Origin of the sequence: Streptomyces fulvorobeus (assembly GCF_013167895.1) — a bacterium.
GTDB lineage: Bacteria > Actinomycetota > Actinomycetes > Streptomycetales > Streptomycetaceae > Streptomyces > Streptomyces fulvorobeus.
Genome location: NZ_BLWC01000001.1, coordinates 2223669 through 2238282, shown reverse-complemented (window position 1 = coordinate 2238282; position 14614 = coordinate 2223669). Strand labels below are relative to the sequence as shown.

Genomic DNA, 14614 nt, shown 5'->3' with positions numbered 1-14614 from the left:
GGCGGACTCAGTGGCCAAGGCGCTTCTCCAGCTTTCTCATCAGTAGCGAGGTCGGGTAGCTCGCGACCAGGAAGACCAGGCCCGCGAGGGTGAACGCCTCGGTGTAGGCGAAGTGCTCGGCGCCGTACCTGCGCGCCTCGAAGACCATCTCCTGGACCGTGATCACGGCGAGAAAGGGGGTCTCCTTGAACATCGAGACGGCGTAGTTGCCGAGCGCGGGCAGCACGTTGCGCACCGCCTGCGGGAGGATCACGGCCTGCCAGGTCCGCCTCGCCGGGAGCGAGAGCGCCCGCGCCGCCTCCCACTGGCCCCTGGGCACGCCGTCGATCCCGGCGCGGTACACCTCGGAGGTGTACGCCGCGTAGTGGACGCCCAGCACCACGACGCCGACGGTCAGCGGCTCGACCGAGCTGAACACCGCCGCCGCGCCGACCAGTTGGACCAGCAGCGGGGTGGAGCGGACGAACTCCGTCACGGCCCGGACCGGGAGGGTGACGAGCCTGCTGGGAGCCCGTCCGGCGACCGCGACGGCCAGCCCCAGGACGGCGGCCACGAGGGTGCCGAGCACCGTCGCGAGCAGGGTGACCCTGAATCCTTCGAGCAGCAGGGGCAGGGCGTCCCCCGCCGCGTTCCAGTCGAATCCGTTCACCGGACACCCCCGGCGGCGGCGGCGCCGCGGGTCCTGAACAGGCTGCCCGGACCGGTCTCCAGGCCGAGCCGCCGTTTGGCGTTCCGTTCCAGGAGGTTCATCAGCAGGGTCAGCGCGTAGGCCAGTACGAAGTAGGCCGCCAGCAGTGTCAGATACGCGGTGAGGGTCTCACCGGTGCGGTCGCGCACCTGCTGGACCACCGTCATCAGGTCGGCGGCCGAGATCAGCCACAGCAGTGGGGTGCACTTGAGGAGCTGGATCAGGAGGTTGGTGAAGGAAGGGATCATCTGCACCCACGCCTGCGGAAGGATCACCTTGCGCAGCCGCCTGGCCGGGGCGAGGTTCAGCGCGAGGGCCGCCTCGTACTGCCCGCGCGGTACGGAGTTGACGGCGCCGCGCACCACTTCGGAGCCGTATGCCCCGTAGTTGAGCCCGAAGGCGAGGACGCCGCAGAGCAGCGGCGTCAGCTCGTAACCGGTCAGGGGCGGCATCGCGTAGTACAGCCAGAAAAGCTGGATGTAGAGCGAGGTGCCGCGGAAGAACTCGACCACGGTCCGCGAGAGGCCGCGGACCAGGAGAAGCCGGCTGCCGGCCATCAGGCCGAGGGCGAAGGACAGGGCCAGAGCCAGCAGGGAGCCGAGCACGGTGGCCTGGAGGGTGACCCACAGACCGGCGCGGACCTGGGGGAGTTCGTCGAGGAGCGTGGAGAAGAAGTCACTCATACGCTGCGGTCCGCCCCCGTCAGCCCTTGCACAGATCGGCGGTCTTCAGGGTGGCGGGCGGGATCTCCGTGGCCCCGAAGCCGTAGGGCGCCAGCAGGCTCACATAGCGCGAGCGGTCCGAGACGATCTTCTTCAGTTCGCGGTTGAAGGCGTCCCGCAGGACCTCGTTGCCCTGGCCGAACACCGCGCCGCCGGGGGAGTACTGCTTCTTGCCGTCCAGCTCCGGCAGGAACGCCTCGGTGACCTCGGTGCCCGGGTTGGTCCTGGCGAGCCAGCGCAGCGAGATGCCGGTGAGCAGGAACGCGTCGACGCGCCCGCCCTTGACGGCGTCGGCGCCGTCCTGCGGCTTCTGCAGCGTCCTGATCCGGTCCTCGGCGATGCCCGCCCCCTTGGCGTACGAGCCCTCGACCGCGCCCGCCATGACGCCGACGGTGATCCCGGCGGCCTTGGCGGATGCCAGGTCGGTGACCTTCCTCGGGTTGCCCTTCTTCACCATCAGCGCCGTGGGGAGATGAACTCGGGCTCGGAGAAGAGGGCGTTGGCGCAGCGCTCGGGGGTGATCGCCATGCCCGCGCTGACCACGTCGTACTTGCCCGCCTGGAGTCCGGGTATCAGGCCGTCCCACTCCGAGAGGGTGGGCTTGAGCTCGTCGACGCCGAGGGCCTTGAATATCTCGCGGTGCAGCGTGGGCGCCTCGCCCTTGAGCTCGCTGCCCTCCAGAAAGCCGTACGGCGCCTCGTTCGCGTACGCGACCCGTACGAAGCCCTGTTTGCGGAGCTTGACGAGGGCTCCTTCGCCTTCCACCGCACCGGCGCCGGTCCTGCTGCACGCGGAGAGGAGGCCGGGAACGACGAGTGCTCCCCCCACGGCTGCCGATCGGTTGAGGAAACCCCGGCGGGACAGATTCGGGAAGTCAGCCATGGTTCGCAATCTCCTGGAGGTCGCAGTCCGGACGGGGTGACCGCCTGCCCGATCCCGGACGTCTATGCAGGGCGGGGCGCCATGTGACCCAACAGAGGCCGGAGGGAGACCGTTTCGTGCCCTGTGGCGGGCGGAGGGCGACCAGGGATGCGCGGGGTGTGTTCCCCGGCAGGTGCGTTCCCCGCCCGGCGCGGCCCTCAGGGGTGAACAGCGGAATACTTGGCAGGGTCGGGGGAAGCAGCGACGGGGTCACCTGCTCGGCGCTGCGGACGCAACAGGAAGGGCGGACATGACGACCATCGGACTTCTCTACCCGGGCCACTCCGCGGAGGACGACTTCCCCCGGATCGAGATCACGCTCGGCAGCGACATCAGACTGCCCCTGTTCCACACCGAGGCCGGAGTGGACGTCCACCGCGTCGGCACCCTGCGGGAGATCGGCGCGGCCGAGCGGCTCGCGGCCGGGTGGAGGACCTGCGCCTCGCCGGTGCCGAGGCCCTCGTCTGGGCCTGCACCGGCGGAAGCTTCGTGTACGGCTGGGAGGGCGCCCACGAGCAGGCGGCGACCCTGGCCAGGGCGGCCGGCCTGCCGGCGTCCAGCACCTCGCTCGCCTTCGTGCACGCGGCGGGGGAGGTGGGAGCGGCCCGCGTCGCCGTCGCCGCGGCCTACCCCGAGGACATCGCGCTGCTCTTCACCCGCTTCCTGGAGGCCGCGGGCATCGAGGTGGTGGCCACCCGGGGCAGCGGCATCATCACGGCCGCCGAGGTGGGCGCCTGGGACGAGCGGCTCGTGAAGGAGCTGGCCGTCGCGGGGGACCATCCGGACGCCGACGCGGTGCTCCTCCCGCACACGGCCCTGCACACCGCCGCGTACGTCAGGGAGCTGGAGCGACTCCTCGGCAAGCCGGTGCTCACGGCGAACCAGGTGACGGTCTGGGAGGGCCTGCGGCTGGTGGACCGCCGCGTCTACGAGCCGGGGCTCGGCGCCCTCTTCGCCACCCGGCAGCCGCCGCCCGGCGCCGTCGAGCCGCGGGGCATCGAGGTGAGGGAATAAGCGGAGCCATCCTCCTGTTGGCTTCTTCCGTTACGTACGCACCACCGGGAGAGGCCGAAACATGGACGAGATCCGAGGCGACCAGATTCGCGGCACCGCGGCGGGAACGGCTTCCGTGCCCCTGTCCGTGCTCGACCTGGTGACCGTGGGACAGGGCCGCACCGCGACCCAGGCGCTGCGCACCAGCGTCGACCTCGCCAAGCTCACCGAGCGCCGCGGCTTCCACCGCTTCTGGGTCGCCGAGCACCACTCCATGCCGGGTGTCGCCTCCTCGTCGCCCGCCGTGATCCTCGCCCACCTCGCCGCGCACACCGAGCGCATCCGGCTCGGCTCCGGCGGGGTGATGCTGCCCAACCACGCACCGCTCGTGATCGCGGAACAGTTCGGCACGCTGGAGGCCATGGCCCCCGGACGCGTCGACCTCGGCCTGGGCCGAGCGCCCGGCACCGACGGGGCGACCGCAGCGGCGCTGCGCCGTACGGACCGGCTGAACGAGGGGGCGGACGACTTCCCGCAGCAGCTCGCCGAGCTGGTCCGCTTCCTGGACGACGACTTCCCCGACGGCCACCCCTACGCCAGGATCCACGCCGTGCCCGGCCCCGTGCAGGCGTCCGCTCCGGGCGGCGTGCAGTCCCCGGCCCGCCCGCCGGTCTGGCTGCTCGGCTCCTCCGGCTTCAGCGCGCGGCTGGCCGGTGTCCTCGGCCTGCCGTTCGCCTTCGCGCACCACTTCTCGGCGCAGAACACCGTTCCGGCGCTCGACCTGTACCGCGAGTCGTTCAAGCCGTCCGCCGTGCTGGACGCCCCGTACGCCGTGATCGGCGTCTCGGCCCTCGCCGCCGACGAGGAGCGGGAGGCCCGCCGCCAGGTGTTGACCGGCGCCCTGTCGATGGTCCGCCTGCGCACCGGCCGCCCGGGTCTGATCCCGAGCCCGGAGGAGGCGGAGGCGTACACCTTCGCGCCCATGGAGCGGGAGTTCGTCGACGGCTGGCTCTCCAACGTCGTCCACGGCACCGCGGACGAGGTCCGCACCGGCCTCGACGACCTGGTCAAGCGGACAGGCGCGGACGAGCTGATGATCACCTCGAACGCGCACGGCGGCCAGGCGCGGCTGCGCAGCTACGAGCTGATCGCGGACGCGTACGGCCTGCCTTCCTGAACGCCATGGGCGCGCTGATCCACCCGGGGTCACCGGACAGCCCTCAGTCGCCGGACGGACCCGACGTTCCCGGAGCCCTGGCGGCGCGCGAAGCCCTCGCGCCGATCAGTTCCCCGATGCGCTCGGGGGCCACGGCCCGCGAGTACAGCCACCCCTGCCCGGTGTCGCAGCCGATCCTGCGCAGCCGTTCCGCCTGGCCCGCCGTCTCCACGCACTCCGCGGTGACGGTGAGGCCCAGCCGGTGGGCCAGCTGCACCATCGCCTCCACGATCGTCTCGTCGGCGGGGCTCGGGTGCGTGTCGTCCTCGTAGCGGAAGCCGCGTACGAAGGAGCCGTCCAGCTTCAGCACGGAGACCGGCAGCCGGCTCAGGTAGGCGAGGTTGGAGTAACCGGTGCCGAAGTCGTCGATGGCGATCCGGACGCCCATGTCGCTGAGCGCTTGCAGCGCCCGCAGCGGGCGGCCCGCGGAGCCCATCACGGCGGACTCCGTCAGCTCCAGCTGGAGCAGCCCGGCGTCCAGCCCCGTGTCGGCGAGGATCTCCGCCACGTCGGCCACCAGATCGGAGTCCCAGACCTGCCGTACGGCCACGTTGACGCTGATGAACAGCGGCGGCTCGTCCGGGTGGTCGAGCTGCCAGCTCCGGGCCTGGCGGCACGCGGTGCGCAGCACCCACCGGCCGAGCTGGACGATCGTGCCGTCCTCCTCGGCGATCGAGACGAACCGATTCGGCGCCAGCCGGCCGAACTGCGGATGGTTCCACCGCACCAGCGCCTCGACGCCGCGTACGGCCCCGTCGGCCATGCAGACCAAGGGCTGGTAGTCCAGGGTGAACTCGCCCCGCTCGACGGCGGGCCGCAGCGTGGAGGAGAGCGCCTGCCGGGTCATGCGGTGGGCGTTGCGCTCGGGGTCGAAGAGCGTCCAGCGCGCCTTGCCGTCCTCCTTCGCCCAGAACAACGTCGTGTCGGCGGCCTGCATCAGACCGGTCGGCGAGGTGCCCGCCGATGCCCGCTCGACCACTCCGATCGAGGCCGATACGGAGAGCCGCTGACCGGCGAGGTCGAAGGGCCGCTGGAGCGAGAGGAGCACCGCGTTCGCCAGCTCGGTCAGCTGGGGCGTGCCGGTGGAGTCCTCGACGAGGATCGCGAACTCGTCGCCGCCGAGCCGTGCCACCAGATGACTCCCGCCGCGCTCCGAGCCCTCGCGTCCGGCGCAGTCGGTGAGCCGGCCGGCGACGGCGGCCAGGAGCCGGTCGCCCATGCGGTGCCCCATGGTGTCGTTGACGGCCTTGAAGCCGTCCAGATCCAGGTAGCAGAGGCCGATCCGGCCGTGCGGGGGCAGTGAGTCGTCGTGGAACGGCGGTGTCTCCAGGGCCGCCGAGAGCCGTTCGAAGAACAGGGTCCGGTTGGGCAGCCGGGTCACCGGGTCGTGCATCTGGAGGTGGCGCAGCCGCTTCTGGAGCTCGCGCCGGTCGCTGATGTCCGCCACCGACAGCAGGAGGCCGCCGGTGGACGGCGGGTCCATGGGTACGACGGTGATCTCCGCCCACAGGGAGCGCCCGTCGGGGTGCTTCAGCCGGCGGGTGCAGCGAAGGCGGGAGCGCCGGCCGTGCAGCACCTCGCGGTACGCGTGCCAGGTGCGGTCGTCCGACGAGAGGCCGACGAGGGCGGCGGCCGGCTGCGCGGCCAGGGCGGCGGCTTCGGTGCCCAGCAGTCCGGCCAGGGCGTCGTTCGCGCTGACGATCTGGCCCTCGTGGTCGAGGACGGCCATGGCGAGTACGGAGACGTGGAAGGCGGCCCGGTAGTCGCGCAGTTCCGAAGGACTCGCCGCCACCGCATGACGTTCCGTGACCGGCGGCCGCACGGTGCCCAGTGCTCTGCCCGCCGGGGGCTCCGGCCCTTCGGAGGTTCCGCTCACCGCGTGCTCCCGCTGTGCAGATCGTCGTGAACAGGTGTCGTCGTGACAGGGCACCGTGTGGCGTCCCCTGTGGGGACCGTAACGACGGGGGAAAGCGTGGTGAAGCATAGAGGGTGGCGAGCCGGCCGCTCCAGCGCGCCGACCGACGCCGCTCCTCCGTACCCGCATGGCCCCTGCTTCCGACGTCAATCCAGTTTGCCCATAAGTGAACGTTTCCGTGTGCTCTTGTTCTGCCACTTCCCCGGATTGATTGATTGTGACTTTCTGTGACACCCAAGGTGCGGCCTCTCTGACCCGAGTGGGGCAGCCCAACAGGACGTACGGCTCCGGACCGGCACAGGGTGGGTGGGGTGTCCCGTGTTTCCCACCCGGAGGTAGACGTGCCGCGACAGCGCAGACCCGGGGGGCTGGAGAGACCCAGTCCACGTGGCGTGGCCGCCGCTCTGACCTCGCTCATGGCGCTCGCCGCGATGTCCCTCGTGGCGGGCCCCGCGGTCGCCGCCGACAGTGACGCGGGCCCCTGCGCCCTCCCCCGGAGCGAGGCCCACCACTCCCTCGGCCTCGACACCTGGAACGGCGCCTACCCCCGCCCCACCCGGACCCTCGACGCCGTCCTGGTCTTCCTGTCGTTCCCCGACTCCGAGCCCGCGGTCGGACCCGCCGCCCTCACCGCCGACTACTTCCCCTCCACCACCCGCTTCTTCGAGCGCGCCTCCTACGGGAGGTTCACCCTGCGCCCGCACCCCCAGCGGCAGTGGATCGAGATGCCCCGCGCCTCCACCTGGTACGGCATAGAGCGGGACTGGGACGCGGGGCGGCGCAGCGCCTACCTGCGCGACGCCGTCGAGGCCGCGGACGGAGCGGTCGACTTCTCGGCGTACGACATCGTCTACCTGGTCGCCGACCCGGACGCGCCCGGCGTCGACTCCGACGCCACCAAGGTCGTCAACTTCGACCGGCCGCTGCGCGCAGACGGCACGGACATCAGGCGCGTCGTCACCGTCTTCGAACAGCACCCGCCGGACCGGAACGTCCTCGCTCACGAGACCGGGCACGTCTTCGACCTGGCGGACCTCTACCACCGGCCCACGGACGGCAAGGGCGACTGGGACACCTACGTCGGGGACTGGGACGTCATGGGCAGCCAGTTCGGGCTCGCCCCCGAGCTGTTCGGCTGGCACAAGTGGAAGCTCGGCTGGCTCGACACGCGCCAGGTCCGATGCGTGCAGGGCAGCGCCGGCCTCACCCTGGAACCCGTCGCCGCCCCGCCCCTGCCCGGCGGATCGGCCGGCACGCGGCTCGCGGTCATCAGGACGGGCGAGGGCAGCGCCCTGGCCGTCGAGGCCCGCAGCGCCATCGGCAACGACCGGGCGACCTGCACCGAAGGCGTACTCATCTACCGGATCCGCAACGAGACCCCGTCCGGCGGCGGTCCCGTCGAGGTCCTGGACACCCACCCCGGCACCGAGGCGTGCTGGGACCGGTCCGTCTACCCGCCCCTCGCCGACGCCCCGCTGGGCGTGGGCGAGACGTACACCGTGCCCGGCGAGCGCACCAGGATCGAGGTCGCGGACCGGACCCCGTCCGGGTCCTGGACGGTCCGGATCACCACGGGTACGTAGAGAGCACGTACGCAGCGAGCACGTACGCGGGGAGCGTCCGGACACGAAGAAGCCCCCCGCTTCCGCGGGGGCTTCTTCCGTCTGTGCGCCGTCAGGGACTCGAACCCCGGACCCGCTGATTAAGAGTCAGCTGCTCTAACCAACTGAGCTAACGGCGCCTGGTGACGTCGTAGACATTAGCACCCGGATCGGCGGGAGGAAAAATCGAATACCCGGAGGCCGGGGAGGGCTGTGACCTGCCCACCCGCACGCAGGCCCACAGCAGCACGTCGGGGCCGGGGAGCCACGGGTCGCGGGTGTCGGGGGCGACCACCCAGCGGGGTCCCGTGCCCTCGGACCGGCCGGCCAGGGGCGGCACGGTCACCGCGTCACCGGTGCCGTGGCAGAGCAGCGGCGGTACGGCGGCCCGGTGTGCCCCGGGCTGTCCGGCGCCGCCGGTGCCCCACTCCTCCCAGCCCAGCAGGGACGGCAGCCGCTGGGCCGTACCGGGCGCGGCGAACAGGAGCATCCGGCCCCGGTGCGTGGCCACCGGGCCGGAGCCGGGGCCCTCGGTCCAGAGCTGCTCCAGCACGCGCCGGCCGAACAGCGCGGGCACGTTCACCACGTCGAAGACGGACCCGCAGGGCAGGACGCCCGGGGAATCAGGGTGTGCCTGCCACTGGGAGAACGTGCTGCGCGGATAGCCCGAGGCCCCGGCGAGCCAGGAGGCCCCCGCCGCGGTGACCTGGGTCGCCTGATGCCTGGGCTGGTCCCGCAGCAGAGCGAAGATGTCGACGTCGCGAGGGGAGGATGCCGCGGAGGCGGGGAGGGTCGTTTCGTCTTTCAGCCAAGCGCTCATACGGCAGGTCTACTAGGAGTGACGGCGCTGAATCAGAGAGTTGCCGAAAACGAGGACAGGGCGGCGCCCGCGGAGTATCTTGCGCGCGGGCATATGCCAGCGGCGGGGGCGGTGCGCGGCGAATCCCCCGGCCGGGTCAGGGGCCGGCGTTCCTGAGCAGCGACCTGCCGAACTCGATCATCTTCTTGGCATAGTCCTCCGTCCACTCCGCGCGCTCCGCGACATCGGCTGCCGTCAGCCGGTCGAAGCGGCGCGGATCCGCGAGCTGCGCGGCGGCCACCGCCTGGAACTCGACGGCCCGGTCGGCCGCCGCGCGGAAGGCGTGCGTCAGCTCCGTGGCACGGGCGAGGAGCTCCTGTGGGTCCTCCATCGCGTCGAGGTCGAAGAAGTGCTCGGGGTCGGCTGCCGCCTCCGACGGCTCGAAGAGCAGCGGCGCGGGACGCATCCGCTGCCGCTCGTTCCGTTCGGGTTGTGCCATGGGGTGCTCCTCCTTCGGGCGGCCGGGCGGCCACCCTCCATTGTCCGACCCGGCGCAAGAGGGCCGCCGCCGTGTGCCCGGCGGCCCCGGGCGCCGCCGCGTCCATCCGTCTATCCGTCTTCCCGAGGATCAAGGCCGCCAGCGCACCCGGTGTTCCGCGAGATGGGCCAGCACCGAGTGATTCGCGTCCCATCCGTCCGGGAACTTGACCGTGACACCCAGCTGCACCGGTTCCGTCGACGGGTGCTCGTCCAGCAGCTCCGCGACCCCCTCCCGGCACACCACCACGCAGGCGTGGCGGTGGCGGGAGGCCAGCACGCACAGGCGGCCCGTCTCCAGATGGAAGGCCGTGGCGTCCGGGCGGCCCGACAGGGGGTGCAGGACCACCGTCACGTCGAACTCACGGCCCTGGAGCCGGTTCGCCGTGTCCACGGCCACGCCCGTGACCCCCAGCTCGGCCAGCGCCGCCCGGACCGCCGCGGCCTGGTCGCGGTGGGCCGTGCCGACCGCCACCCGGTCCGCAGTCACGGGAACGGGGTGCGGGGAACGCTCGCTGGTCGCCGCGCCGCCCCGGTCCAGCAGCCGGCGCACGGTCCGGGCGACCGCCCGGACCGCCTCCGGATCGGTACGCGGCGTGTGCCGCGCCGGAAGTTCCAGCAGGCCCCAGCCGGACTCCGCCGCCTCGTCCAGCACCCGGTCGGGGCCCGATCCGTCCGACGGTACGGCGAACGCCAGGCGCCGTTCCCCGTGCGCCGTACCGCTGCGGAACGGCGTGTACGGGTAGAACGCGTCCGAGACGAGCGGCGCCGCCGAGGCCGGCAGCCGCCAGGACACCGGCAGCCGGTGCTGCGGCAGCTCCGGGTTGTGGGCGAGGAGCGTGGAGACGGCGCTCGCCGACGGATCGTAGGAGAGCCCCGCCCACTGGTCGGCGCCGACGATCGAGAAGGGGTCCAGCTGGCCCGGGTCACCGACGAACAGGGCCCGCTCGAAGAGCCCCGCGACCGCCAGCAGGGCGTCCGACCGCATCTGGTACGCCTCGTCGACGATCGCGTGTCCCCACGGCTCCACGTTCTTCACGTGGGCCCACTTGGCGGCCGTCGAGATGACGATGTCGAGCCCGGCCAGGTCTGTGGCCTTCGCCGACTTGCGTACGTTCTCCAGGCCGTCCAGGACCGTGTCGTACGGGTCGGAGTCGTTGCTGTGCAGACGGCCCACCGGCAGGCCGGGCTCCTTCTCGGCCAGCCGGACGACCAGGTCGTCCACCTGGGCGTTGGTCTGCGCGATCACCATCAGGGGCCGTCCCGCGGCGGCCAGTTCCAGCGCGGCGCGCACCACCAGGGTCGACTTCCCGGCCCCCGGGGGCGAGTCCACCACGACGCCGCGCGAGCTGCCGCGCAAGGTGTCGTGGAGGATCGCGTCGGTGGCCCGTGTCGCCTCGGCGCCCGGATCGAACGTGGCCCTCGTCGAGCTCACAGCAGGTCCTCCGCGGTCACGGGGTCGGGCCGTTCGGCCCGTTCGACGGCGGCGCCGGGAGGCCCGCCGTGGGTCCAGGGGGTCTCCTCCGGGTCCGGCAGTTTCGGGCCCCCGCGAGGATCGTGCTCGAACAGCGTCCACACGGTCCGGTCGCCGGGCTCGGGGACCGAGCCCGGCGCGGGCTCCTTGCTCCGCCCCATCCGGTCGGTGATCCGCAGCACCAGCAGGAGCCCGCCCTCCTCGGCGGGCGTCCCGCTCACGAACTCCGCGGTCTGCGGCTTGCCGTCCAGCGAGCGGTACACCTTCGTCCGCCCGCCGAGATGCGGGTGCTCGTCCGTACGGACCGTGACCAGCGGGCGCGGAGAGGGGCGCTTGGACTCGCTGTACGCCATCTCCACCCCCGTCACCTCCCCGACGAACGCCTCACCGGCCAGCCGGCGCCCCGCGAGGACCAGCGGGTCGTCCAACGCCTCCTGCGCGTCGAGCTGGGCCTGTGCCGCCTCCCGGGACGCCAGCTTCTGCGCCGCCGTCACCGCGTCGTCCCGGCGGGGCTGCGGGGGCTCTCCGGCCAGCACCCGGTCCCGGTGGGCCGTGAAGGACCACCGGTCGCGCGTCCAGCGGTCCTCGGCCCTGGCCCCCTCCGGCAGGCCGGCCAGCAGGTCGAGCCCCCGCCACACGGCGTCCCAGGTGGGCAGCGCCACCTTCGCCAGCAGGGACCTGATCTGCCGTTCGGCGCGGGCGAGTTCGGCCAGGAGGGCATCGGCCGCGAGACCGTCCTCCGCCGCCGCGAGCGCCGTACGCGCCCGGTCGTACGCCTCGATGGCGGGGGCCAGCAGCCGGTTGTCGAACGCCGGGTCCGTGGCCGGTCCGGCCGGCGGGCAGAGCAGCTGGCCCTCCCGGTCGCGCTCCAGCTCCGCCCGCAGGGCGGCCTCGGCGCCCGAACCGCCGTCCGAGGGGGCGATCCAGGCCAGCAGCGCACCGAGGTGCTGGTCCTCAAGACTGCTCTGGCCGGTCGCCCAGTGCCGGTTGAGCAGATCGGTCGTGGCGAGGAGCAGGGACGAGCCGGGCACCCGGGCCCGCTCCGCGTAGTGGGTCAGCCAGCGGCCCAGCAGGGGGACCCGGGCGGGCGCCGGATACGGGGTGTCCGGGTCGTCCTCCGCGGTCCGCCGGAAGCGCATCGAACGCCCCAGGAGACGTACGAAGTCGATGCCTGCCCGGCTCGGCACGATCAACTGGGCCGCGTCCGTGCAGAGTTCGACCTCGACCTTGGTCTTCTTGCCGGTCTCGGGATCGATCTGGCTGCGCTCGGCAGGCTCCACCACGCCGGCGTACGACTCGATGTGCGGCAGCACCGCCTCGGCCAGCTCGGCGAGGAACGCGAACCGCAGCTCACGGTCGCGCGGCTGGGCCACGGCCAGCAGCCGGGGCGCCTCCCGGTCCGTGCCCACCAGCGCGCCCAGTGGGGCGCCTGCCTCACCGGCGGTGGCGAGCGGCACCAGGACGAGCGGCCGGCCGGTGAGATGGCGGTGGCGGACGGTGGTCAGGGGTTGCGCCCGCCCGCTCTCCACCGCCTCCAGCCGGGCCAGCGTGGTGATCAGTGACATACCGCCCGGCCCTCCAGTGCCTCCGCGCGCAGCGCCGCGGCACGGCGCAGCGCGGCGACCGTCGGGTCCGCGGGGTCGCCCTCCTTGCCCGCGGCGGCGGCCAGCACCGCGCCGACCGTGGTGAGCCCGCCGAGCTCACCCCTGACGCTGCGGCCCAGCGCCTCCACCGCCCCGCGGGCCCGGGACCTCTCGCGGCAGTGGAAGGCGAGCTCGCACGCCGCCAGGCACTCCGGCGCGTACGCGGCGCCGACCGCGTCGACTGCCCGGTGGAGCTCCTGGGGCGAGCAGCCCGGATCGAACGTGGCGTCCTCGGGCAGGGTCGCGGCGATGTCCTCGATACGGGTCAGCCTCGTCAGCTGGCGGCGGGTGACGGCCCGCTGCTTGCGGACGTCGACGACCGAGGCGGTCGGCAGGTTGGAGAAGTCCTTCGGGCACACCAGCAGCACCCGGTGCCCGACCTCGGCGCCCTCGGTCATCGCGGCGATCCGCTCCAGGGCCAGGACGTAGACGGCGGACTGCCGGGCCGCGGCGCCGACCTTCGCCGCGTCGGCCGAACCGTCGATCATGGGGAACGACTTGATCTCGACGACCGTCCAGGTGCCCTCGGGGTGCACCACCACGGCGTCCGGCTCCAGGTAGGCGGGCGAGCCCGCCACCTCAAGGGCGAGCAGCGGATGGTCGAGCAGGGTCCAGCCCTGCGCCGCCGTCGCCTCCCGCAGCGCCAGCGCCGTCCTGGCCGCGCGGCCCTCGGGCCCGGCCGCCGCCAGATCCGGCACCCGCACCTCGTGCGGTGCCTCGCCGGGGCCGCCGAGCCGCTCGTACAGCAGGCGCAGCAGCTCCGTGCCGCCGTCGGCCTTCACCTTCGCCTCGAAGGCGTTGCCCCGCATGAAGGCGAACTGCGACTGGCCGAAGGCGGCGGGGGAGCCGAGCGCCGTGGCGAGCGCGGCCTTGTCCACCCCCGCGGCGTCCAGCAGGGCGCGGCGTCCGCAGCCGGGGTTGGCGGCGAGGGCGGCCAGCGCGCGTGCGTCGAGCGGGTGCGGGGCGACGGACGGGCCGCGCAGCTCAGCGAGCCGCTGCGGCAGCGTCTTCGCCGGCCGGGGCGCCGGTGTCGGTGGAGTCTGCGGAGGAGGTCCGCTGGCCGGGGATTCGCTCACCCGCGGAAGTCTCGCATCCGGCACTGACATCCGGGGTCTCACCGGTGTCCACGGCCGTGCGCTCGGGGGCGGAGCCGGCCAGGAAGCGGCCCTTCAGCCGGCCCTTCAGCCGGTCCGCGAGGCGGATCACCGGCCTGGCGAGAACGGCTCCGGCGGCCATCACGGCGACGCCCGCGACGGCGTCGAGGAAGTAGTGGTTCGCGGTCCCCATGACCACGAGCGTGGTCAGCAGGGGGTAGGCGACGCCGAGGGCGCGTATCAGCGGATGGCGGCCGTGCCGCCACAGCAGGACGCCGCACCACACGGACCAGCCGACGTGCAGGCTGGGCATCGCCGCGTACTGGTTGGTCATCCCGCCGAGCCCGCGCGGGGCGCTCGCCTCGGTGCCCCACCAGCCGTACGAGCTGTACTGGGCCATGGTGTCGACGAAGCCGTGCCGCGCGTCGAGCAGCCGGGGCGGGCAGGTCGGCATCAGCGTGAAGCCGATCAGGCCGACGAGAGTGGAGGTCATCAGCCAGGTGCGGGCCACCCGGTAGGCGTCCCTGCGGCGCCGGAACATCCATATGAGGACGGCCGGGGTGACGAGGTAGTGCAGCGACGCGTACATGAAGTCGGCGGGTATGCCGAGCGCCGGGTGGGAGGTCAGCAGGCGGTTCAGGGGGTGTTCCGCGTTGAGGTGGAGCGACTGCTCCAGGCGGAGAATGGCGAGCCCGTGGTCGACGGCGCTCGACACGTCGCCGCGGACCAGCAGCCTTCCCGCGGAGTACAGCGCGTACACCGCCGCGATGAGAGGCAGCTCCGTCCACCAGCGGGGGCGGTGGCCGGGTGCTGGCGCGGCGGTGGCGTGCTGCATCCGGTCGGCTCTCCCATGTTCATGCTGCCGTCGTAGGGCATTCAACCGTACGGTGTTCGCCGGCCGTGATTCCCGGGGGCCCCGGGACCCCTGGTGAGGGACGCCGCCATGGCCCCGGAGGTTGCCTCCCGGGCACGTGGGAGATGATGGAGCGGGGGGAATCGGCCGGGCCCTCG

General features: G+C 72.9%; 11 protein-coding genes, 1 tRNA gene and 2 pseudogenes. 3 read left to right on the top strand and 11 right to left on the bottom strand.

Annotated elements, in window-relative coordinates; genetic code table 11:
- Window positions 1-7: 7 nt before the first annotated feature.
- From ehuD to ehuB, 3 genes and pseudogenes are all read right to left on the bottom strand, one after another.
- Window positions 8-649 (bottom strand): ectoine/hydroxyectoine ABC transporter permease subunit EhuD, encoded by a 642-nt coding sequence (ehuD, locus tag Sfulv_RS10160; RefSeq protein ID WP_173313390.1) that lies wholly within the window; start codon window positions 647-649, stop codon window positions 8-10.
- A complete protein-coding gene (ehuC, locus tag Sfulv_RS10155; protein WP_173313389.1) occupies window positions 646-1371 on the bottom strand; it encodes an ectoine/hydroxyectoine ABC transporter permease subunit EhuC in 726 nt (241 codons plus the stop codon). The genes ehuD and ehuC overlap by 4 nt, the downstream gene beginning before the upstream one ends.
- A 19-nt stretch (window positions 1372-1390) precedes the next feature.
- Window positions 1391-2292 (bottom strand): annotated as a pseudogene (ehuB, locus tag Sfulv_RS10150) (ectoine/hydroxyectoine ABC transporter substrate-binding protein EhuB).
- 289 nt (window positions 2293-2581) lie between these two features.
- Here ehuB and Sfulv_RS10145 point away from each other — a divergent pair.
- A pseudogene (locus tag Sfulv_RS10145) lies at window positions 2582-3345 on the top strand (maleate cis-trans isomerase family protein).
- A 61-nt stretch (window positions 3346-3406) separates the two neighbouring features.
- Complete coding sequence (locus tag Sfulv_RS10140; protein WP_173313388.1) at window positions 3407-4501, top strand: LLM class flavin-dependent oxidoreductase; 1095 nt, start codon at window positions 3407-3409, stop codon at window positions 4499-4501.
- A 43-nt stretch (window positions 4502-4544) separates the two neighbouring features.
- On the opposite strand, the gene Sfulv_RS10135 is transcribed toward Sfulv_RS10140, so the two are convergent.
- Window positions 4545-6416 carry a putative bifunctional diguanylate cyclase/phosphodiesterase gene (locus tag Sfulv_RS10135; RefSeq protein WP_173313387.1) on the bottom strand — a complete coding sequence of 624 codons (1872 nt, stop codon included), beginning with the start codon at window positions 6414-6416 and terminating at the stop codon, window positions 4545-4547.
- A gap of 380 nt (window positions 6417-6796) precedes the next feature.
- Between Sfulv_RS10135 and Sfulv_RS10130 the strand changes: the two genes are divergently transcribed.
- Window positions 6797-8038, top strand: coding sequence for a M6 family metalloprotease domain-containing protein (locus Sfulv_RS10130; RefSeq protein ID WP_173313386.1), 1242 nt, complete (start codon window positions 6797-6799; stop codon window positions 8036-8038).
- 84 nt (window positions 8039-8122) lie between these two features.
- Here the strand turns inward: Sfulv_RS10130 and Sfulv_RS10125 are convergent.
- The 7 genes from Sfulv_RS10125 to Sfulv_RS10095 all read right to left on the bottom strand — a co-directional run bounded on the left by Sfulv_RS10125 (window position 8123) and on the right by Sfulv_RS10095 (window position 14438).
- Window positions 8123-8196 (bottom strand) — tRNA-Lys (locus Sfulv_RS10125).
- A complete protein-coding gene (locus Sfulv_RS10120; RefSeq protein WP_173313385.1) occupies window positions 8187-8876 on the bottom strand; it encodes a hypothetical protein in 690 nt (229 codons plus the stop codon). The genes Sfulv_RS10125 and Sfulv_RS10120 overlap by 10 nt, the downstream gene beginning before the upstream one ends.
- Before the next feature lie 136 nt (window positions 8877-9012).
- The gene (locus Sfulv_RS10115) at window positions 9013-9354 is read right to left on the bottom strand and encodes a DUF8844 domain-containing protein (RefSeq protein WP_173313384.1); all 342 of its coding nucleotides are present in this window, start codon (window positions 9352-9354) and stop codon (window positions 9013-9015) included.
- Between the two features lie 129 nt (window positions 9355-9483).
- Entirely contained in the window at window positions 9484-10827 is a 1344-nt protein-coding gene (locus Sfulv_RS10110) for an AAA domain-containing protein (RefSeq protein ID WP_173313383.1), read from the bottom strand.
- Window positions 10824-12431 carry a hypothetical protein gene (locus tag Sfulv_RS10105; protein ID WP_173313382.1) on the bottom strand — a complete coding sequence of 536 codons (1608 nt, stop codon included), beginning with the start codon at window positions 12429-12431 and terminating at the stop codon, window positions 10824-10826. The genes Sfulv_RS10110 and Sfulv_RS10105 overlap by 4 nt, the downstream gene beginning before the upstream one ends.
- On the bottom strand, window positions 12422-13585 hold the full coding sequence (locus Sfulv_RS10100; protein ID WP_173313381.1) for a hypothetical protein: 1164 nt from the start codon (window positions 13583-13585) through the stop codon (window positions 12422-12424). The genes Sfulv_RS10105 and Sfulv_RS10100 overlap by 10 nt, the downstream gene beginning before the upstream one ends.
- Window positions 13494-14438, bottom strand: a complete 945-nt coding sequence (locus Sfulv_RS10095) for a phosphatase PAP2 family protein (protein ID WP_173313380.1) — start codon at window positions 14436-14438, stop codon at window positions 13494-13496. Before Sfulv_RS10095 ends, Sfulv_RS10100 begins: the two co-directional genes overlap by 92 nt.
- Window positions 14439-14614: the final 176 nt, after the last annotated feature.

Bases quoted from the DNA above. Each gene is read 5' to 3' on its own strand.
- Sfulv_RS10140 (WP_173313388.1), top strand. From the start codon at position 3,407: ATGGACGAGATCCGAGGCGACCAGATTCGCGGCACCGCGGCGGGAACG.
- Sfulv_RS10105 (WP_173313382.1), bottom strand. From the start codon at position 12,431: ATGTCACTGATCACCACGCTGGCCCGGCTGGAGGCGGTGGAGAGCGGG.
- Sfulv_RS10095 (WP_173313380.1), bottom strand. From the start codon at position 14,438: ATGCAGCACGCCACCGCCGCGCCAGCACCCGGCCACCGCCCCCGCTGG.
- Sfulv_RS10120 (WP_173313385.1), bottom strand. From the start codon at position 8,876: ATGAGCGCTTGGCTGAAAGACGAAACGACCCTCCCCGCCTCCGCGGCA.
- ehuC (WP_173313389.1), bottom strand. From the start codon at position 1,371: ATGAGTGACTTCTTCTCCACGCTCCTCGACGAACTCCCCCAGGTCCGC.
- Sfulv_RS10115 (WP_173313384.1), bottom strand. From the start codon at position 9,354: ATGGCACAACCCGAACGGAACGAGCGGCAGCGGATGCGTCCCGCGCCG.